Annotated in this window: 20 protein-coding genes; 10 read left to right on the top strand and 10 right to left on the bottom strand. The window is 61.5% G+C overall.

What is annotated here, in order from left to right; genetic code table 11:
- Positions 1-65 precede the first annotated feature (65 nt).
- Genes ACFFJK_RS08810 through arsH form a run of 3 tightly spaced genes read left to right on the top strand, consistent with a single transcriptional unit; the run spans position 66 to position 2,494 of the window.
- A complete protein-coding gene (locus ACFFJK_RS08810; protein WP_379678780.1) occupies positions 66-1,346 on the top strand; it encodes an arsenic transporter in 1,281 nt (426 codons plus the stop codon).
- Between the two features lie 12 nt (positions 1,347-1,358).
- Positions 1,359-1,781 (top strand): arsenate reductase (glutaredoxin), encoded by a 423-nt coding sequence (arsC, locus tag ACFFJK_RS08805; RefSeq protein ID WP_258829988.1) that lies wholly within the window; start codon positions 1,359-1,361, stop codon positions 1,779-1,781.
- Positions 1,778-2,494 carry an arsenical resistance protein ArsH gene (gene arsH / locus ACFFJK_RS08800; RefSeq protein WP_277477814.1) on the top strand — a complete coding sequence of 239 codons (717 nt, stop codon included), beginning with the start codon at positions 1,778-1,780 and terminating at the stop codon, positions 2,492-2,494. Before arsC ends, arsH begins: the two co-directional genes overlap by 4 nt.
- Positions 2,495-2,596: 102 nt before the next feature.
- Here the strand turns inward: arsH and ACFFJK_RS08795 are convergent, their stop codons facing one another.
- From ACFFJK_RS08795 to ACFFJK_RS08755, 9 genes are all read right to left on the bottom strand, one after another.
- Positions 2,597-3,040, bottom strand: coding sequence for a YybH family protein (locus tag ACFFJK_RS08795; RefSeq protein WP_258829986.1), 444 nt, complete (start codon positions 3,038-3,040; stop codon positions 2,597-2,599).
- Positions 3,041-3,065: 25 nt separating this feature from the next.
- Complete coding sequence (locus tag ACFFJK_RS08790; RefSeq protein WP_258829985.1) at positions 3,066-4,004, bottom strand: CopD family protein; 939 nt, start codon at positions 4,002-4,004, stop codon at positions 3,066-3,068.
- Between the two features lies 1 nt (position 4,005).
- Entirely contained in the window at positions 4,006-4,371 is a 366-nt protein-coding gene (gene copC, locus ACFFJK_RS08785) for a copper homeostasis periplasmic binding protein CopC (protein ID WP_258829984.1), read from the bottom strand.
- Between the two features lie 64 nt (positions 4,372-4,435).
- Positions 4,436-4,792, bottom strand: coding sequence for a copper-binding protein (locus ACFFJK_RS08780; protein WP_258829983.1), 357 nt, complete (start codon positions 4,790-4,792; stop codon positions 4,436-4,438).
- A gap of 32 nt (positions 4,793-4,824) precedes the next feature.
- Positions 4,825-5,268, bottom strand: coding sequence for a DUF411 domain-containing protein (locus tag ACFFJK_RS08775; RefSeq protein ID WP_258829982.1), 444 nt, complete (start codon positions 5,266-5,268; stop codon positions 4,825-4,827).
- Positions 5,269-5,291: 23 nt separating this feature from the next.
- Positions 5,292-6,686: a multicopper oxidase family protein gene (locus tag ACFFJK_RS08770; RefSeq protein WP_258829981.1), complete on the bottom strand. Its 1,395-nt coding sequence runs from the start codon at positions 6,684-6,686 to the stop codon at positions 5,292-5,294.
- A gap of 18 nt (positions 6,687-6,704) precedes the next feature.
- Entirely contained in the window at positions 6,705-8,123 is a 1,419-nt protein-coding gene (locus ACFFJK_RS08765) for a TolC family protein (RefSeq protein WP_258829980.1), read from the bottom strand.
- Positions 8,124-8,135: 12 nt separating this feature from the next.
- Positions 8,136-8,498 carry a hypothetical protein gene (locus ACFFJK_RS08760; RefSeq protein ID WP_379678779.1) on the bottom strand — a complete coding sequence of 121 codons (363 nt, stop codon included), beginning with the start codon at positions 8,496-8,498 and terminating at the stop codon, positions 8,136-8,138.
- A 102-nt stretch (positions 8,499-8,600) separates the two neighbouring features.
- Positions 8,601-9,029, bottom strand: a complete 429-nt coding sequence (locus ACFFJK_RS08755; RefSeq protein ID WP_277477807.1) for a hypothetical protein — start codon at positions 9,027-9,029, stop codon at positions 8,601-8,603.
- Between the two features lie 243 nt (positions 9,030-9,272).
- Between ACFFJK_RS08755 and ACFFJK_RS08750 the strand changes: the two genes are divergently transcribed.
- The 6 genes from ACFFJK_RS08750 (at position 9,273) to ACFFJK_RS08725 (ending at position 15,108) form a co-directional block, all read left to right on the top strand.
- The gene (locus tag ACFFJK_RS08750; protein ID WP_258829977.1) at positions 9,273-9,677 is read left to right on the top strand and encodes a DUF305 domain-containing protein; all 405 of its coding nucleotides are present in this window, start codon (positions 9,273-9,275) and stop codon (positions 9,675-9,677) included.
- A gap of 656 nt (positions 9,678-10,333) precedes the next feature.
- Positions 10,334-11,002, top strand: a complete 669-nt coding sequence (locus tag ACFFJK_RS08745) for a PEP-CTERM sorting domain-containing protein (protein ID WP_258829976.1) — start codon at positions 10,334-10,336, stop codon at positions 11,000-11,002.
- A gap of 29 nt (positions 11,003-11,031) precedes the next feature.
- Entirely contained in the window at positions 11,032-11,754 is a 723-nt protein-coding gene (locus ACFFJK_RS08740) for a DUF305 domain-containing protein (protein ID WP_258829975.1), read from the top strand.
- 339 nt (positions 11,755-12,093) lie between these two features.
- Complete coding sequence (gene fdx, locus ACFFJK_RS08735) at positions 12,094-12,432, top strand: ISC system 2Fe-2S type ferredoxin (protein WP_258829974.1); 339 nt, start codon at positions 12,094-12,096, stop codon at positions 12,430-12,432.
- A gap of 73 nt (positions 12,433-12,505) precedes the next feature.
- Entirely contained in the window at positions 12,506-14,926 is a 2,421-nt protein-coding gene (locus ACFFJK_RS08730; protein WP_370663638.1) for a heavy metal translocating P-type ATPase, read from the top strand.
- Positions 14,923-15,108: a hypothetical protein gene (locus ACFFJK_RS08725; protein WP_258829973.1), complete on the top strand. Its 186-nt coding sequence runs from the start codon at positions 14,923-14,925 to the stop codon at positions 15,106-15,108. Before ACFFJK_RS08730 ends, ACFFJK_RS08725 begins: the two co-directional genes overlap by 4 nt.
- Before the next feature lie 99 nt (positions 15,109-15,207).
- On the opposite strand, the gene ACFFJK_RS08720 is transcribed toward ACFFJK_RS08725, so the two are convergent.
- Complete coding sequence (locus tag ACFFJK_RS08720; protein ID WP_379678778.1) at positions 15,208-15,735, bottom strand: hypothetical protein; 528 nt, start codon at positions 15,733-15,735, stop codon at positions 15,208-15,210.
- Between the two features lie 616 nt (positions 15,736-16,351).
- Between ACFFJK_RS08720 and ACFFJK_RS08715 the strand changes: the two genes are divergently transcribed.
- The gene (locus tag ACFFJK_RS08715; protein WP_379678777.1) at positions 16,352-19,192 is read left to right on the top strand and encodes a type VI secretion system Vgr family protein; all 2,841 of its coding nucleotides are present in this window, start codon (positions 16,352-16,354) and stop codon (positions 19,190-19,192) included.
- The last annotated feature ends 7 nt before the right edge of the window (positions 19,193-19,199 follow it).

The raw sequence follows: 19,199 nt of genomic DNA, 5'->3' as shown, positions 1-19,199 counted from the left end.
TCATGATGGCCGGGCATGCCCCCGGCCTTTTTTCGTGGTGAACCACCACCGTCCAAAGGATTTTTGTGCTGATCGCTTTTCTCATCTTTCTGGCAACCTTGATCTTCGTTATCTGGCAACCGCGCGGCCTCGGCATCGGCTGGAGCGCGTCCACCGGTGCGGTCGTAGCCCTACTTGCAGGGGTCATCCAGATCAGCGACATCCCTGTCGTCTGGAACATCGTCTGGAATGCCACTGGGGCCTTTGTGGCCGTCATCATCATCAGCCTGTTGCTGGACAAGGCCGGTTTCTTCGAATGGGCAGCCTTGCACGTGGCGCGCTGGGGCAAGGGCAATGGCCGGCGCCTGTTCGTCCTGCTCGTCCTGCTGGGTGCGGCAGTGGCCGCGCTGTTTGCCAATGACGGCGCCGCGCTGATCCTGACGCCTATCGTCATCGCCATGCTGGTTGCCCTGCGCTTCTCCGCACGCGCAACGCTTGCCTTCGTCATGGCTGCAGGCTTCATCGCCGATACCGCCAGCCTGCCGCTGGTGGTCTCGAACCTCGTCAACATCGTATCGGCCGACTACTTCGACATTACTTTTGCGCGCTACGCTGCGGTCATGGTGCCGGTCAACCTGGTGTCGGTCGCAGCCACGCTCGCCGCTCTGGTCTGGTTCTTCCGCAAGGACATCCCGGCCGACTATGACCTGGCCCAGCTCAAGCGTCCAGAAGAGGCGATCCATGACCGCGCCACCTTCGTTACGGGCTGGTGGGTGCTGACGATGCTGCTGGTTGGATTCTTCTGGCTGGACGATGTCGGCATCCCGATCAGCGCTGTCGCCGCGGTGGGAGCAGTGGTGTTGCTGGCCGTCGCCGCACGTGGCCACCGGATCTCGACGCGCGAAGTGCTGCGCGGTGCGCCATGGCAGGTGGTCGTGTTCTCGCTGGGTATGTACCTGGTGGTCTACGGACTGCGCAACGCTGGCCTCACCGATTACCTGACGGCGCTGCTGGACCGCTGCGCCGAATATGGCGTGTGGGGTGCGGCGCTCGGTACCGGCTTCATCACCGCTATCCTGTCGTCCATCATGAACAACATGCCGACCGTGCTCGTGGGCGCACTGGCGATCGATGCCACTGCCACTACCGGCGTGGTACGTGAAGCGATGGTGTATGCCAACGTGATCGGCGCTGACCTGGGACCGAAGATTACCCCGATCGGCAGCCTGGCGACGCTGCTGTGGCTGCACGTGCTGTCGGCGAAGAATATCCAGATTTCGTGGGGATACTACTTCCGCGTGGGTATTCTGCTGACGCTGCCGATCCTCTTCGTCACCCTGTGTGCGCTCGCCGTTCGCCTGAGCTGAAAAGGAGTCACCATGGACGTCACGATTTTCCATAACCCTGCATGCGGCACCTCGCGCAACACGCTCGGCCTGATCCGCAATGCGGGGATCGAACCGACCGTGATCGAGTACCTGAACAATCCGCCTGATCGTGTGACCTTGGCCGACCTGATCCAGCGCGCCGGGGTGACGGTGCGGGGCGCAGTTCGCGAGAAGGGTACGCCCTTCCTCGAGCTCGGCCTGGACAATCCGGCCATGACGGACGAGCAGCTGCTCGATGCGATGCTCGCCCATCCGATCCTGATCAATCGCCCGTTCGTCGTTACGCCGCTCGGCGTGCGGCTGTGCCGGCCGTCGGAAGCCGTGCTCGACATTTTTCCTGCCCAGCAGCAGGGCGCATTCACGAAAGAAGACGGCGAGCCAGTTGTGAACGCCGAAGGAAAGCGAATCAAATGAACAAGATCCCGAATCTCCCCAACATCAAGCCGGAGTTGCTGGACCAGCCGACGCTGGAGAAGCTCGCGCAGGTCGGCGACATGAGCCATCCGCCGCGCATTCTCATGCTGTATGGCTCCTTGCGCGAGCGCTCGTTCAGCCGCTTCCTCACCTACGAGGCCGCCCGGATCCTGGAACACTTCGGCGCCGAGGTGAAGATTTTCGATCCGATGGAACTGCCGATGGTGGGAAGCGTGCCTGAGACACATCCGAAGGTGGTCGAGCTGCGCGAGTTGTGCATGTGGTCGGAAGGCCAGGTGTGGTGCAGCCCCGAACGTCACGGTGCGATTACGGCCGTGATGAAAAACCAGATCGACTGGATTCCGCTGGAAATGGGGGCGGTACGCCCCAGCCAGGGACGTACCCTGGCGGTGATGCAGGTGTGCGGCGGGTCGCAGTCGTTCAATGTCGTGAATACCCTGCGCCTGCTGGGACGCTGGATGCGCATGTTCACGATCCCGAACCAGTCTTCGGTGCCGATGGCGTACAAGGAGTTCGACGACGAAGGACGCATGCGCCCATCGGCTTATTACGACCGCATCGTCGATGTGATGGAAGAGCTATTCAAGATCACGCTGTTGATGCGCGGCCGGACCGATTACCTGACCGACCGGTACAGCGAGCGAAACGAGCATGCGCAAAAGGCAATCGACCAGCAGATCAACAGACTTTGACCGGAGGATGGATGTCCGCCGCGCTGCATGCGGACATTCCGATCTGCTCGCAGGTACCATGTTCCTCGCACCGCGAGCTGTGTTTGCACAGCCCTGCGGTGATCACTTCGCTTTCTTGGAAGACCAGTGCACGTGAACGATGGACCAGGAATCGCCTTTTTTTTCAAGGACTGCCGTGCCGGTTCCAAAAACGTGCACCGGTTTTCCCCGAGACGTACCCGTGGTTTCGGATTCTTCCCACACGACAGCGGTATTCCCATCGATGCGCTCGGTCTGCTTCAGCACTTTCCGGGTCGAGTTCTTGGCAAATTCCATGTCGCCGCCTAGATGATGGCTGGCGTATTCATCTCGGGATCGCTCGACGTAGCCTGATTCGTAGATCGCAATCTCCGGGGAAAGCAGGCTGAGCGCCTTCGCCTTGTCGCCGCTGGTGAGGGCTTCATGGAAGGATGCGAGCGTCTCTTTCGGTGACGCCGCCTGGCTTGCCGAAGAAACCGCAATGAGGAGGGCGCTCAGGACGAGAGCCGGAATGGTTTTGCTTTTCATTATTATCCCTTGGACGAAGAAGTGCTCACGACGCCGTTGGCGGTGAGGTGGAACTCAGGACGGCAGCTGCGATGAGCACGGCCACCAGGATGACAGCTTCGAGCTGAAGGATCAGGGCGAACTTCCCATTGGCCCCGCCTTCCGGCTTCGGTTTGCGCAGTTGTGCCAGCAGCTTCGGCATCACGACGAACCGGTTCAGGCCACCCAGCGCGGCTGCGCACAGCACCAGTCCGACCTTGATGAGCAGGGTCGTTCCGTATGGATTGCCGAGGACGTTCTCGAAGCTTCCCAGCCCGCGCCAGGCGCTCAGGACACCCGTGATGAAGATGCCGACCAGGGCGACAGTGGCCGATGTCGACAGCGATGTGATGAAGCGGGCGCATTCGCCCCGGTTCTTCGACTCCCATTCAGGCGGGGAGCGCAGCGTGACCAGGCCGGCGACGATGACTTCGCCTACCCAAAGGCTGACTAGGACAAGATGGACCCAGTCGACCAGCACAGACCAGGTGAAATCACCTGCGGCGCCGGCGTGGCTCACCATACTGCGGGCATATAGCAGTACGCCGAGCGCCGCTGCACGGATGAGCGGCGCTGCAGCACTCGGCCGGACACCATTGCGTGTGCGAAGGGTGAAGGAGACGACCAGCAGCGCTGCTGCGCCGATCATCCAGGCGAGGCCGTAATGAGTGGCGGTGATAACGGACCGCACTGCAGGGAAGGCCTCGCTTACCGGTACCTCCGCCATCGATGCCGCTTCGAGCCACAGCACTGCGACATACGCCATCGCTGCCGCCGCGACGGCGAAGACCAAGACCTTGCGCAAGCGCGGGACCAGGCCGATTCCCCATGCCGACCGTGCGCTGCGCAGCCAGACATGGGCTGCGCTGGCGCCGACAAGGATGGCCAGCGACAGGTTCAGGACGACCGTGACGAAGCGTTGAGCCAGTGTGAGGTCGGACTCCATGTCACTTTACCCGAAAGTCGAACTGGCCTTTGACCTTGTGGCCGTCCCGGGTGACGGTGGACCATTGGACACGCCAGGCCCCGGAATGCAGGGTCGGAACCGTCGCCACCAACACCTTGGGATTGGCATCGTCCAGGGCGGTCTTGCTTGGCTCGACGACGGCACCTTTCTCGTCGATCAGTTTGACCTTGCTGAACGGCAGCTCAAGCTGCTCGCTGAACTGGAGGCGAACCTGCGAAGGCGCCGGACTCACCACTGCATTGGCCAGTGGCGCAGAAGACTCGAGTTTGGCGTGAGCGGATGCCGCGGAAGTGGCCACCAGTCCGAGAACTGCTACTGCCGCTGCAAAGAAGGATTTGGTTTTCATGCTATCTCCTGGAAGGCTCGAAAAACGCGATCAGGCGTATCGAGCCCTGGTTCGCGGATGCTGCTTACTTGGCAGCCTGGAGCTGGACGATCGTGACTGCACCGTTGACGCGGTCGGCTGCGAACTTGACCTTGTCGCCCGCCTTCACCTGGTCAAGCATGGCCGGATCCTTGACGCGGAACACCATCGTCATGGCGGACATGTTCAGGTTCTTCAGTTCGCCATGGCGCAGCGTGATCTTGCCTGCCTCCTTGTCGATCTTCTTGACTTCGCCTTCGGTGAGTTCGGCCGTCGCCGGTGCCGCATGGCCAGCATGTGCGTCATGAGCGCCATGGCCGCTGTGGGCGCCGTTCTGGGCGGCGGCAACGGAAGCTGCGGCGGCCAGGGTGATAGCAAGAGTCAGTTTCGAAAATGCGTTCATGTTCATTCCTTTCGTTGGTGAAGAAATAGCGTTCAGTTGTAGTGCTTGAATACTTTGGTGCTGCCGTTGACCTGTACCAGCAGGACGTCGAACGGATCCTTGCGCGGGCCTTCCATGCCCGGTGAGCCGAGCGGCATCGCCGGAACGGCCAGTCCTTTCGCTTTGGGCTTCTCGGCAAGCAGGCGCTTGATGTCGCTCGCCGGAATGTGGCCCTCGATGGCGTAGCCGCCCACCATTCCGGTATGGCAGGAGCCGAGTTCGTTCGGGATTCCACCGCGTTCGCGGTAGTCCGAAGGGTTGTCGACGTTGACCACCCTGGTCTTGAAGCCATTCGATTTCAGGTGCTCCACCCAGGCGGTGCAGCACCCGCACGAGGCGCTCTTGAAGACGTCGATGACCGGTGCGGCCGCCATTGCGAGCACCGGAGCGCACAAGGCGGCGGCGAGTGCTGTTTTGCTTGCTAGTCGTCGGATCATGAGTTCGTCCTTTCCCGTTACGATTAGTGATGGCCCTTGTGGCCCGTCGGCTTGCGCACGGTGACTTCCACATCGGGTGTCTTCTTCGCAGCCGGCATCGCCTGACCGCCGGCGCTCTGGCTGCGCACTGCTGCCGGGGCCTCGCCCTTCCATTCGTAGGCAACGGTGCCGGCCGGATGCTTGTACCAGCCCGGATCCTTGTAGTCGCCCGGCTTCTGGTCCTTGCGTACCTTCAGCACGGTGAACATGCCGCCCATCTCGACGCCGCCGAAAGGGCCCTGGCCGGTCATCATCGGCAGGGTATTTTCCGGGAGCGGCATCTCCATGTCGCCCATCGAGCCGCCTTTCTCGCCCATGACCATGTAATCGGGCACGAGCTTCGTGATCTTCTCGGCGACCCCACGGTGGTCGACGCCGATCAGGGTCGGGACGTCGTGGCCCATCGCATTCATGGTGTGGTGCGACTTGTGGCAGTGGAAGGCCCAGTCGCCAGGCTCGTCCGCGATGAACTCGATGGCGCGCATCTGGCCCACGGCGACGTCGGTGGTGACTTCTGGCCAACGCGACTCCGGCCGGGTCCAGCCGCCGTCGGTGCCGGTCACCTCGAATTCGTGCCCGTGCAGGTGGATCGGGTGGTTCGTCATCGTCAGGTTGCCGGCGCGGATGCGCACACGGTCGCCCTGGCGTACGTTCATCGTGTCGATGCCCGGGAAGGCGCGGCTGTTGAAGGTCCAGATGTTAAAGTCGAGCATCTCGTTGACGCGCGGCGTGTAGCTGCCCGGCTCGATGTCGTAGGCGTTCAGCAGGAACACGAAATCGCGGTCGACCTTGTGATGGGCCGGGTTCTTCGGGTGGGTGACCCAGAAGCCCATCATGCCCATCGCCATCTGCACCATCTCGTCGGCATGCGGGTGGTACATGAAGGTACCCGGGCGGCGAGCGACGAACTCGTAGACGAAGGTCTTACCCGGCTGGATGCCCGGCTGGTTCAGACCCGTGACGCCGTCCATGCCGTTCGGCAGGCGCTGGCCGTGCCAATGGATGCTGGTGTGCTCCGGCAGTTTGTTGGTGACGAAGATGCGCACCCGGTCGCCTTCCACCACCTCGATGGTCGGCCCCGGGCTCTGGCCGTTGTAGCCCCACAGGTTCGCCTTCATGCCAGGCGCGATCTCGCGCACCACCGGTTCGGCGATCAGGTGGAACTCCTTGACGCCGTTGTTCATGCGCCAGGGCAGCGACCAGCCGTTCAGGGTGACGACCGGATTGTACGGCCGGCCGTTCGGCGGCGGTGGCGGCGGCTGGGTGGCCGCGCTGGTCATGATCGGGGCTTCGGGGAGGGTGGCCGCGCCGGCGCGGCTCACCAGTCCGGCGCCGACCAGGGCGGCTGCGCCAGTGAAGAAATCTCGACGAGAACTCATTGCTGATTCATTCCTTGTTTAGTGTTCCGCCGCACCTTCGGCGGGCGCGGCGGTTGAAGCCATGGAGATCGACGAACCGCCGCTGCCGCTGATGGCGGCCTGCAGATCCGTTTCGGCGATCCAGAATTCGCGCTGCGCGTCGATGGCCGCATTCACGCCCGCGATCTGTGCGCGTGCGTCGGCCAGCAATTCGAACACGCTCATGAGCATGCCGTTGTAGCGAAGCAGGCTCTCTTCGGAGATTTTCTTCCGCAGTGGTACCAGCTCGTCCCGATGCTGCCTGGCGACGTCGTAGGTGGTCCGGTAGGCGGAGTACGCTTCGCGGACCTGCGAGCGGGCATTGATGGCGGTGTCGGCCGTGCGGTGCACCGATTGCATGTAGAGCGCCTCGGCCTTCGCCACACGTGCGCCTCCCCAGTCGAAGATCGGCAGGGCGAGTTCGATCTCGTATCCGTTTTCCCGGGGTGCGCCGGACTTGCTCGAGTTGACGTATCCCGCGTCGAGGACGTTGATGACGCCGGTTGCCTTCGTCAGGCCCAATGCGCGCGCAGTCGACTCGGTGCCGAGCTTTGCCAGGCGCACATCGAGGCGCTGCTGCATCGCGAGCGACTCGATATTGCCTGCCTCTCGCGGAACCGCCGGCAGCTCGGGCAGCTTGTCCGGAAGCTGGAATGCCGTGTTTTCTCCCCACACACCCATCAGCCGGGCAAGCTGCTCGCGCGCGGCCGTCGCACTGTGTCGTGCACGTGCCAGCTGGGTCGAGGCTTCGCTCGAGAATGCCTGTTCGCGCGCCTGGTCGAGGGCGCTCAGGTTCCCGACCTTTGCCATGCGCTGCGCCAGTTCGGCACTCGCGCCGGCCGCTTCACGCACTTGCGCCGCATAGTGCGCCGACTGCACTGCCGCGACGGCATTGAAGTAGGCCTTGCGCGTGTCTGCCGCGAGCCGGACCGCTTCGGTTGCCGCGACCAGCTTGGCACTCTCGAAGCGGCGCGACTCGATATCGCGACGGATCGGGATGGTCACGAGTCCGACGAGATCGAACATGACGCTGCGTTCGATCTCCGTCTCGCCGCCACCGGACATGCGGCTGAAGCTGAAGCCAGGGTTGGCCATGCGGCCCGCTTGCACCAGGTCGGCCTCGGCGACACCCAGTTCGGCGAGCGAGGCCCGCAGGCCGCGGTTGTTGAGCAGGGCGATGCGGACGGCGCTGTCGGCGGAAAGCGGCTGTTTCAGCAGCTGGTTCAGTTCGTCCTGGATGGCCGCGCCATCGGCATTTGTCTTGGGCAGGCGGACGTCCTGGCCGGTGCGTTCAGCGGTCAAGGATGAGACTGCGTCCAGGCCGCCGTCCTTGGAAATCGTGGCGCAACCGCTCAACGCGACGAGCATGGCGCCTGCCGCGACGGCGCGCAGTGTGGGAATAGAAAGCTTTGTTGTCATTATGTGTTCGGCTTAATGGTGTTTGCTGTGGTCGACAGGCACAGGATTGGCCGGTTTTCCAGGCGCCACGGGCGTTGTCGGAGCCGGCGCTGCACCATGACCGTTGTGGTTCTGCTCACTGGCAGGCGCACCATGTCCGGCGTGGCCCGGCACGCCGGCGACCGCATCGTTTGCGGCACGCCAGGATTTGTCAGGCGTCGTCTGGACGTCTTGCGGACCCGGCGAAGGTCTGGCGATGACCGATTCGTATACGGTCGGCGGCACGGCCACAGTGGGGTCGGCAGGGTCTGCCGACGGACGGGATTGCTGGGCCTGCGCGTAGATCGGCAGGGCCAGCAGGGCGCCGACAACGGCGGCCAAAAGCTTGGAGGTCATGGTCAATCCTCGAAATCGGTGACAGGGCGTGCACAGGCACGCGCGAGTGCTCAAGAGCGATGACGACAGCGCTGGAGGACAGCGGGTCAGCTCTTCCTACGATTAAGCGGATTGGTGCCGGGGAGGGCGCTGGGGGCCGTCCTGGATGAAGCCTACGGCGAAGGCCGCAGGCGCGACGATAACGGCATTGGAGCCATCGAAAGCCGGGACCGCGAGATGGGTGGAGGGTGGCGCAACGGCGCCCAGGCAGAACGCGGAACAGGCGCTGCAGGTGGAGTGTGGCTTTTTTCCGGCCTTGGAGTCTGCCGAATCGGCATCGGCCAAGGTGTCATCCGGCTGGCTTGCATGCTCGCCGCCGTGATGGGCGTGCGCATCGGCCATGTGCTCGTGGGATTGTGAGCCAACATCGATCAGGTTCTGGCTGGACTGCGGGTGAACCGGTCCGCACGACATACGGCTAGCCGCAACCGCGTGCAGCGGAAGCACGGCCAACAGTAGCCAAACCAGAAATGTCTTGATCGAGCGGTTCATAGATGCCGTGAGTATAGCACGACAATTTTGGCCGGGCGCAGGCTTAAGGCTGACTAAACACAGGCGTGGAATAGCGGCGAAATGACGTGTCGAGGGGGCCGGGCATGGCCAACTTGCAGAGATGTACAGACAGGGTGCGTTAGCGCACAGCATGTGTCATCGGACTCCTTCCAGAATCCCACTGGACGTGCCGCGTTCGTTTGCCGGCGCCGCACACTGATCAATTAGTTCAAGGAGACGAGCATGAAGACAGTACAAACCCGTATCGCTCTCATGGCCGGTGCATGTGCACTTGTCTTTGGTGTGTCCGCAAATTCCTTTGCGCAGTCAGGGCAACATGCGCAACACGGCGCCGCGTCGGGCCAGGCGGGGCAGCACCATGACATGGCTGGTCACGAAATGATGCAGTCGATGGAGGCCATGCACCAGAAAATGTCGAGCATGCAGATGACCGGCGATCACGATCATGACTTCGCAATGATGATGCGTTCGCACCACCAGGCCGGCATCGACATGGCAAAGGCTCAGCTCAAGAATGGCAAGGATCCGCAGATGCAGGCAATGGCCAAGAAGGTCATTTCGGATCAGACCAAGGAAATCAAGAAGCTCGACCAGTGGCTGGCGAAGCACAAGGCGTCAAGCAAGTAAGCTGCTGCAGGCATGGCGCCGCGAGCATGCGCAGCGGCGCCGCAATGCTCGCTTCCTCACGCATTTCCATAGAAATGGTTTGCCGATCTGTATCGTACAACGGTACATCGAGGCTGATGCTACAGTTTTTGCATGACTGCCATCTTCCGCAAAATCGCCTGGTGTTTGCTGTGTCTGATGGTCGGGTACCATGGGTATGCGACCGCGGCTGTCACATGCCACAACTTGAAGGCGGAATTGCAGGTAGTGCAGTTCGATTCCCAGGCTGAGAAAGATGATTGCCCGGACATGCGCTCCGGCACGGCAGAAAGTAGCGACGGAAGCTGTTGCAAATCGAAGTCGCTCTGCTATTCGAACTTCGTCGTCCCCTACGCCCCGATTCCATCATTCGCGCCGCTGAGCGCACCTTCTAGTTCTCCCGAACGGTCGCATTCCTTGCCGACTGACTTTTCCAGTTTCATTCCTCCCGTCGTCGATCCGCCTCCGCGTTTTTAGCTCAGCAGGCCGTTCCATCCTTGTGTCTCGCCCTCGCGTCGCAGTTATCCAAGCGGTGCAGGGCCGCAAGGTGTTTCAGCTTAATTACGAAGCTGCAGGTCCGCGCGTATCCGCGCGGGCACGGTGGCGTTCGCATCAACAACTGAGCAATGAGGTAGAACATGAAAAGCAATAACGCATTGCCTAAGCCGGCTCTGCTGGCAGCGCTTCTATTATCAGTCGTGATGCCAGCACGTGCTGACATCACTATCTTCACCAGCGAGGCGTCGTTCCTTTCGGCAGTGTCGGCGACCGGGACCGATCGCTTTGACGACCTTCCAGCCTCCGCACTGGAAGCCCAGCTCTCGCGTACCGCAGGTGCACACGGGTATCGGATCAATGCGGGGCCAGCAGGCGGCGGCTTTTTCCCAGTGATGAATGAAGGCGACGTCTATCTGGCGCCGACGCTTGCCGCGGATGTCGTGCGCTTCAACGCGTTTTCACCTGGGGTGTTCGGCTTTGGCGGCAGCTTCTTTGCGACCGATGCCTATGGCAGCTATGTACCCGGGCGCACGATCGAGCTCACGGCAATGGATGGATCAAGTATCGCGAGCTATACGCTCGATGGATCGTCGCCAACCTCGTTCCTCGGATTCCTGTCGACCGCGCCTTTGACCGAGGTCTCGCTGAGCACGATTGGCGAACAAGGAAATGTCTACTGGGCGACTTCGAACAATGTTGTCCTTGCAGTGCCGGAACCATCGTCATACGCGATGTTCCTAGTGGGGGCAGGAGTCGCAGCCTGCTCTTTACGGCGCCGGCGATGCGCTGCCTTCACGTCGTCCAAATGAGTTGTTCTCAATCATTCAAAGGAGCAAACATGGAAACCGCAACCAAGCAGATTACTAGTTCTTCCGGTGTCGGCAACATTCGTGTGCTCGGCCGTAGTCTCGCACTGGGCTTGAGCCTGCTCGTGCCCGGCATGGGCGTGGCGCATGCCGAGGGGCCAGGCAGGGGAGCGACCGCTCAGTTCGAAAAGAACTACCTCGTCTTTATTATTAATCACCATTACTCCGCCCTGCGGATGACGGAGCTGGCGGCCGGCACGGACCTGACCCGGGACGCGCAGGTCGTCGCTCCCCAGGAAGGGACATCGCCGACCCCTGGCTTCAATGCGACACCGCCCAAGGCGAGCGATGACGAGATCAAGTCGATGGCGCGCATGGGCAACCGGGAGCAGCGCGAAGAGATTGGCCGTGCCCAGCGCTTCCTGAGGGAGTGGTACGGCATCCAATATCAGCCGCAGCTCACGGCCGATGGAAGACGAATGATCGCCATGCTCGAGGCGACGCCGGCTGGGGCACAGTTCAACCAGGTCTTCCTGAGATCGTTCAGTAACCACCACCTGGGTGCGCTTGCACCGAGCCTGCACTGTACAGTGAAGAGCGACCTGAACCATGACGGTTTACGGCGTTACTGCGAAAACATCGTGGTCGTTCAGAAGAACGGAATCAACGATATGCGCGAGATGCTGTGCAAGCGCTACTCAGACTGTGGTTTTGTGCCGATGACAGGCGACAAACGGAAGGACAATGAGTTCTGACCGAGGAAAGGGTTGAAGCGGCTGCAAAGCCGTTTCAACCTGGATGGTGTGCACCCCAACCTGCGCTTCGTTCAGCGGAAAATTCGCTTGACCTTTCCATCATTGGAAGGTTTACAGTGGAATGGTCCACTTTCCGGAGGCGTCTTATGTATGAGTCCATTGGCCGCGAGGCCCACCGTTCCGCCGATCGCGTAACAGCAATGTCCAGCACAGGCCTGCACGATCCGGTGGGGTCGAAACAGGTAACGAGCGCGGTGTCCGGTTCGGAGACGGCGACAGCGACCTCGCGCTGTCTCTTCTGCCGATACCGAAGCCCAAGTGCCGGGAAGGAGTTGGCACATGCCTAGAATTACCGTACTGCCGCATCCGGATTGCGTACCATCCGGGGCGTCGATCGAAGCCACTCCCGGCACCAGCATTTGCGATGCGCTGCTCGAAAACGACATCGACATCGAGCATGCCTGCGGCAAGGTTGGTGCCTGCACGACATGTCACGTCATCGTACGGGAGGGTTTCCCATCTCTCGCGCAAGCCAGCGACAATGAGGAAGACATGCTTGACCGGGCTTGGGGCGTGGAGCACTTGTCCCGTCTGTCGTGCCAGGCGATTGTCGCGGAGGCGGATCTTACGGTCGAGATTCCACGGTATTCGCTGAATCACGCCAAGGAAAACGGATAGGCATAACAGGCCGCGCACCGCTTGCGACAAGTGGGCCGCGCGAGAACCTCAGTCGCTTTTTACTGGAGCTGCCATGAAAAATGAAATGCATGATCACGCCGGTCACCAGCATAAGAATCAGGAATGTCACCACTCGCATGAGCATCATGCCGGCAACGCCAACTCTGGCGAAGGTATGCCCGGTGGATCCCAGCATTATCCGTCCACTTCGTCGGATAAGCCCTATACCGATCCGGTATGCGGGATGAGCGTTGCAGACCGGCCGGATCGACGCATCGAGCACGAAGGAACTCCCTATCACTTCTGCAGCGTGAAATGCATGGACAAGTTTCGCGCCAACCCCACCAGCTATACAGAGAAAGCTGCCTCTGCCGCCATGCCGGAGGCGCCGCCGGGGACGATTTACACCTGCCCGATGCATCCGGAAATCCAGCAATCCACGCCAGGCAACTGCCCGATTTGCGGAATGTCGCTGGAGCCGATGCTGCCATCGCTGGAGGAGGAAGAGAATCCGGAGTTGGTGGACTTCCGCCGTCGCTTCCGGTGGACGCTGCCGCTGACCATCGTTGTCACCGTCCTGGCGATGGCAGGGCACCGGATCTTCAGCGGAGGGCTTGCATACCAGAGCTGGATTGAGCTCGCTCTCAGCACGCCTGTCGTCCTGTGGGCCGGCTGGCCCTTCTTCGTCCGTGGGGCGCAGTCGCTCAAGAATCGCAGTCCCAACATGTGGACCCTGATCAGTATCGGGGTCGCCGCAGCGTACGGCTACAGCGTGGTCGCGACTCTGTTTCCAGGCCTGTTTCCGCCGAGCTTTGCGATGCATGGCCGCATTGGCGTGTACTACGAGGCCGCCGCCGTCATCATTTCGCTGACCCTGCTCGGCCAGATCCTTGAGTTGCGCGCACGTTCGCAAACTTCGGCGGCGATCAAATCCTTGCTCGGCCTGACGCCGAAAACGGCCAGGCGGATTCGTGCGGACGGAACCGAAGAAGACGTCGAACTTTCGCACGTCCACATCGGCGACTCGCTGCGGGTCAGGCCTGGCGAGAAGGTACCGGTTGATGGGGTGGTCCTGGAGGGCGAAAGCGCAGTGGACGAAGCCATGCTCACCGGCGAACCGCTGCCGGTGACAAAGCGGCCGGGCGACAAGGTGATCGGCGCGACCATCAATACGAGCGGCAGTCTCGTCATCCGTTCCGAGCGCGTGGGGTCGCAGACCATGTTGTCGCAGATCGTGCAGATGGTCGCGCAGGCGCAGCGTTCGCGGGCGCCCATGCAGCGCCTGGCTGACGTGGTCGCCGGCTATTTTGTCACGGTCGTCGTCGTCGTCGCGCTCCTCACCCTGCTGGGGTGGGGCCTGTTCGGGCCGGAACCCAGCTGGGTCTATGGGTTCGTGAATGCCGTCGCGGTCCTGATCATCGCCTGTCCCTGTGCATTGGGACTGGCGACGCCGATGTCGATCATGGCCGCGACAGGCCGCGCGGCCACCCAGGGCGTGCTGTTCCGCGACGCTGCGGCAATCGAAGCAATGCGAAAGGTCGACACGATCATTGTCGACAAGACCGGTACGCTCACAGAAGGAAAGCCTGCGTTCGACCGCGCGATCGCCGCATCCGGATTCCAGGAAGAGGATGTGCTTCGGATCGCCGCCAGCATCGACCAGGGTAGCGAGCATCCGCTGGCACATGCCATCGTCGCTGAGGCACGCAGGCGGAATCTGCCGCTGCACAAGCCTGAGAACTTCGAATCGTCCAGCGGGATCGGTGTCCGCGGGACCGTGCAGGGTGAGTGGGTTGCATTGGGCAACACCGCGCTCATGGACATTGAGAAGGTTGACTGGACGCCGCTACAAAAGGCCGCGGAAGAGCTTCGACATGTCGGTGCAAGCGTGATGTACCTGGCACTACAAGGAAAGCTCGTGGGCCTGATCGCAGTGTCGGACCCCGTCAAGGAGACGACGCCGGAAGCCCTGGCAACCCTGCGCGACGCTGGCATGACCGTGGTGATGGCGACCGGCGATGGCGTCACCACGGCAAAGGCGGTCGCTGCAAAGCTCGGCATTTCGGACGTCTACGGCGAGGTCAAACCGCAGGACAAGCTGGCCCTGGTCGAACGGCTGCAGCAACAGGGCAAGATTGTCGCGATGGCCGGCGATGGCATCAACGATGCGCCGGCGCTGGCGAAGGCGGACGTCGGGATTGCGATGGGTACTGGTACCGACGTCGCGATCAACTCCGCTCACGTTACCCTCATCAAAGGCGACTTGCGTGCGATTGCGCGATCGCGACTCCTTTCGCTGGAGACTGTACGCAACATGAGGCAGAATCTCGGCTTTGCCTTTATTTACAACGCCATGGGAATTCCGCTAGCTGCAGGCCTTCTTTATCCCTTTACCGGGCAACTCCTTTCGCCGATGATCGCGGCGCTGGCCATGAGCTTAAGCTCGGTGTCGGTGATCGGCAATGCACTACGCTTGAGGGGAAGCACCGCATGAACTTCGTTGTTACCGACGAGATGGTCGGCCTGACGGTACTGGTCGGGGTCATCTTCGGCATCATCGCCGCCGGGTTCATTGCTTACGGCGAGATCCAGCGACGTCGTGGTCGCAAAGGCCGGGCGAAAGAAGCCAATACGCGCGGCAGAAGAAAGCCTGGCAGGGCTGGCAAGAGCAGGTAGGGCGCAATTTCGCACATTGGCCGGCTGCGGGCGGGCTCACAACGTGCTCTGGCGCATGAGGAGTATTCGCCCGGTCGCAAGGTCGCTGGAAGCTAGGCGCTAGCGCACAGTCAGGATCGACTTCCGGATACTTTCAGCACTAGACGGCATTGCGCCGCACTCAAGCGCTAACTTGTGGAACTCTTCCGCCGCCTCATGAGGAATAAGCCGAGCTGATCGCACAGCGGCACGTGCAGCAGGAGCCAGGTCATTGATGTCCCCAGCGGTCAAATACCCGGAGAACGACATGGCCTCCGTGAATTTCGCAACGATATTCGGCGGAAGGGCTGGACCATAAATGAAATATTCGAGAAACTTCAGGAAATTCCCATGAGCATAGATTTCAGTGCCTGAGGTGCCGTTATTCTCGAAAACCTGCTGACGGGATTTCCCGCGCCCTCCTGGATTTCGCTCGGGATCGGTGAAATATAAAAGCCGCACCTCGGGAATGGCTCCGCGTTCCAATAAAGACTCCGTCAGGCCGGCCATCGGCATAAGGGACGCGCGGAGCTCATCATGCGATGAATAGCGGAACCTGATTTGGTTCAAGAGCGCGGTCTCGCGCTCGGTCAATTCGATGTCGGGCACTCGCAAACCAGAACCTCCTTACCAAGGTTAAAAAGCGACTAGCTCGACCGGCAGTCCATTATTGCTGACTAGTAGTGTAGCAAAGACCAATTTCTAACGGTAGCTGAGAGAAGGGCCGCTGCTCTGGCAAGTTCGGTGCGTACTTGTTGAAAGTGGTGAGTATTGGCTAGTTTGTGGCGGGGAGTTCTTAGCTAATCATATCGCTCGCCCTGGCGAATGATTCGGCGTCCGCTGCTATCCAGTGTTGTTCGTAGGTAGCACTATCTGTCCTAGCTCCTGTCCCTAACTGCGGCTGAGCAATGCGTGTATGGTTGCTTGACGGATACTACTACCAGATAAGTCAGTTCAGGATGTCCTCCAGTTGGACTTCCGATGGCTCGACGGTACTAACTGTCGCCACCGTCTGGCCTGGGACTCGATACCTTGAGGTGCCCGAGACCCCGTTTCCCATGCAACTTGCGGCGCCACAGCATACAGGGGCATTGCCACACTAATAATCCTGCTTTCGTGCTTACGAACCGTAGAGCGAAGTTGGCAGTATTTCCTTAGTAGAAGAATAAACATAATCCCTTTCCTGTCAGTAAATGGACGGGAACCCCGTAAAGGGAAACAACATATGGCAGAGTTTGACACCGCGCGAATTGCCGACCTGGCCCAGTATCTCCTTTCGACACAGAACAGGCCGATCCGGCTCATGCTGGATCATGCTGGCGACAAGCCGGATGGACAGCTGCTAGCCCAGAAAATCACCGGTCACGAAGCAATATGTGGCGGCTTCGAGTTTCGGATCCTGTGCCTCGCCGAGAGTGCATCCCTCGCTCTCAAGAACTTCATCGGGATGCCTGCGGAGCTGCAAATCGTCACAGACAGAGGGCAGTTGCGTCGCCTGTGCGGCATCGTTACCGGCGCCTTGTCAGGCCAGAGCGACGGTGGACTGGCAACCTATCAGCTGGTCATGCGCGACGCGCTGTCAGTGATGGAAAACCGCGTGAATACGCGAATATTCCGAAACATGAGCGAGCTGGACATCGTCGAGACCCTCATCGCGGAGTGGCGTTCCAACAATCCGCTTCTTGCGGCCACGTTCGACCTCGACATCCATGCGAGCCTATTGAACGGAAGGCTGCCGCAGCGCGAATTCACCATGCAGCACAACGAATCGGATGCAGTGTTCCTTCGGCGCCTGATGCAGCGGCGCGGAATCGCCTGGTTCTTTCGCCCCGGGCTTCCCGAACGGGAGGTCGCCGCCGGCAGTCAACCAAAGAGTGCGATCGGACACACTCTTGTGCTCTTCGACGACCCAGCTTGCCTTCGCCAGAACGAAGCGGGGAGCGTGCGCTTCCACCGGGATGCCGCGACCGAAGAGCGTGACGCCATCACAGACTGGAGTGCCGAGCGCAATCTGCAGCCCGGCAGATTCTCTGTGTACAGCCCCGATTACAGGAGTCCCGCCGCGACGCCAATCACAACGGCGCAATCCCAGTCCCGGGCGGATCAGGGCGAGCTTGGCAACCGATTGGCGGCAGGCATCGAAGAGTACTATGTCGCGGCGCCACACCTGGGCGACACGGCGCTGGATTTGACCGCGCTAGGCGACGTCCAGATGGCGCGCTTCGAGTACGTCTCGAAGTCCTTTCACGGCGAAGGAGGTGTGCGTGATCTGGCTGTCGGTGAGTGGTTCTGTCTCGCGGGGCATCCGGAGATCGACATGCATCCGCAGAAAGAACGGGAATTTGTCATCACTGAGCAGCGAATAGTGGCTCACAACAACCTGCCGGTCGACATTAGCGCCCGAGTCGAGCGCCTGTTCAACCGGAATGGCTGGAAGCAGGCCGACGACGGCACTCCGGCAGCAGGCAGCGGGGAGCGATCCGGCTACAAGACGCGCTTTTCCTGCGTCCGGCGGGGAGTGCGCATCGTTCCGCCGCGTCGCGTCCTGAGGCGTCCTCAAATTCAAACCGCCATCGTGGTTGGCCCGCCCGGCGAGGACGTATGGTGCGACGACATGGGTCGGGTGAAGGTGCGCTTTCCAGCCGCAAGGCCGCAGGACCATACCCATGCAGGTGGCGCCGGCGCTTCCGGTTCCGACCGTGACTCGGCGTGGGTCCGCGTGGCCTCGAATTGGGCCGGCAACGGTCCCGGTAGCGGCACGCAATGCGGGGCCAGATTGTTGCCGCCGGTCGGCACCGAGGTACTGGTCGACTGGGCGGGGGGCGACCCGGACAAACCCATCATCGTTGGCCAGCTTTACAACGCCGTTGCGCCTCCCCCGGCGTTTCGGCACGAAGCTGCACTGCCCGCCACACGGTATCAATCGGGCCTGCGCAGCCGTGAAGTGCACGGCCACCGCGGAAACCAGTTACGGTTCGACGACACGCCACGAGAAATCAGCGCCCAGCTCGCGAGCGACCACGCGACGACTGAGCTGAATCTCGGTTTCCTCACCGAGTTGCGGCAGGACGGCCAGGCCGCACCGAGGGGCGAGGGGGCCGAGCTGCGCACCAGTGAAGCGATCGCCTTGCACGCTGCGCGTGGGATCTTCCTGAGCGCCTGGAAGCTGTTGGGCGCCGCAACTTCCAAGGGCGGCCAATTGGAACGGGGCGAGTTCCTCGGCATGATGCGCGAGTGCGGCGAGCTTTTCGCGTCTCTCGGGAGCTATGCGGCCGAACACAACGGCCTGCAGGCTGACGCCAAGGAACAGGACGAACTGCTGGCACGCTTCAAGAACTGGGAAGACAGCAGCAACACCGCGCCGAACGCGCCTGCGCCGCGCGAGCCGGTGATCGGCGTGACGTCGCCGGCGGGCATCGGCTTTGCCAGCTCCAAGGCGATCGTCAGCTACTCGGCGAGGAACATCGACACGGTCGCGCAGCAGCACGTGCAGCTAGCAGCTGGCCAGCGCTTCACCGTGAATGCCGGCAAGGGCATATCGCTCTTCGCACAGCACGGCGGGCTGAACGCAATCGCCCATAACGGCAAGCTGGTCATCCAGAGCCAGCACGATGACACCAGTATCGACTCGGGCAAGAACATGCAGCTGACCGCCAGCGACGGGGTGGTAACCGTCTCGGCGAAGGCACTGCACCTGGTGGTGGGCGACGGCTCCTTCATTCGGATGGGTGATGGTGTGTTTGTCATCGGCAGCAAGCATCCCATCCAGTTCCATGCACCGGACTACCTCTACGATGGACCGGAAACGATGACGCCTCTGCGTCCGACCTTCAACAGCGAAGGAGCGGACCAGAAGTTCGAGCTGCGCTATCCGTCTTCAACCCGGGTGGAAGACGGCGAGCCGGTCATGGGCGGAATCGTCCGGGACACGAGCATGGATATATCGCTGAGTGACGGGTCGAGTATGAAGGCGCGTAGCGGCGCCGATGGCAAGTCCGAACTGATTGCGCGTGAAGCGATGCACCTGGCCGACATTGGTTTGCTGCGTGGCGGTAGCGACAAGTAGCCCTCCA

The sequence above is a fragment of the Massilia consociata genome (genome assembly GCF_042432755.1).
Classification (GTDB): Bacteria; Pseudomonadota; Gammaproteobacteria; order Burkholderiales; family Burkholderiaceae_D; genus Telluria; species Telluria consociata.
This window is presented reverse-complemented; position numbering and strand designations above follow the sequence as displayed.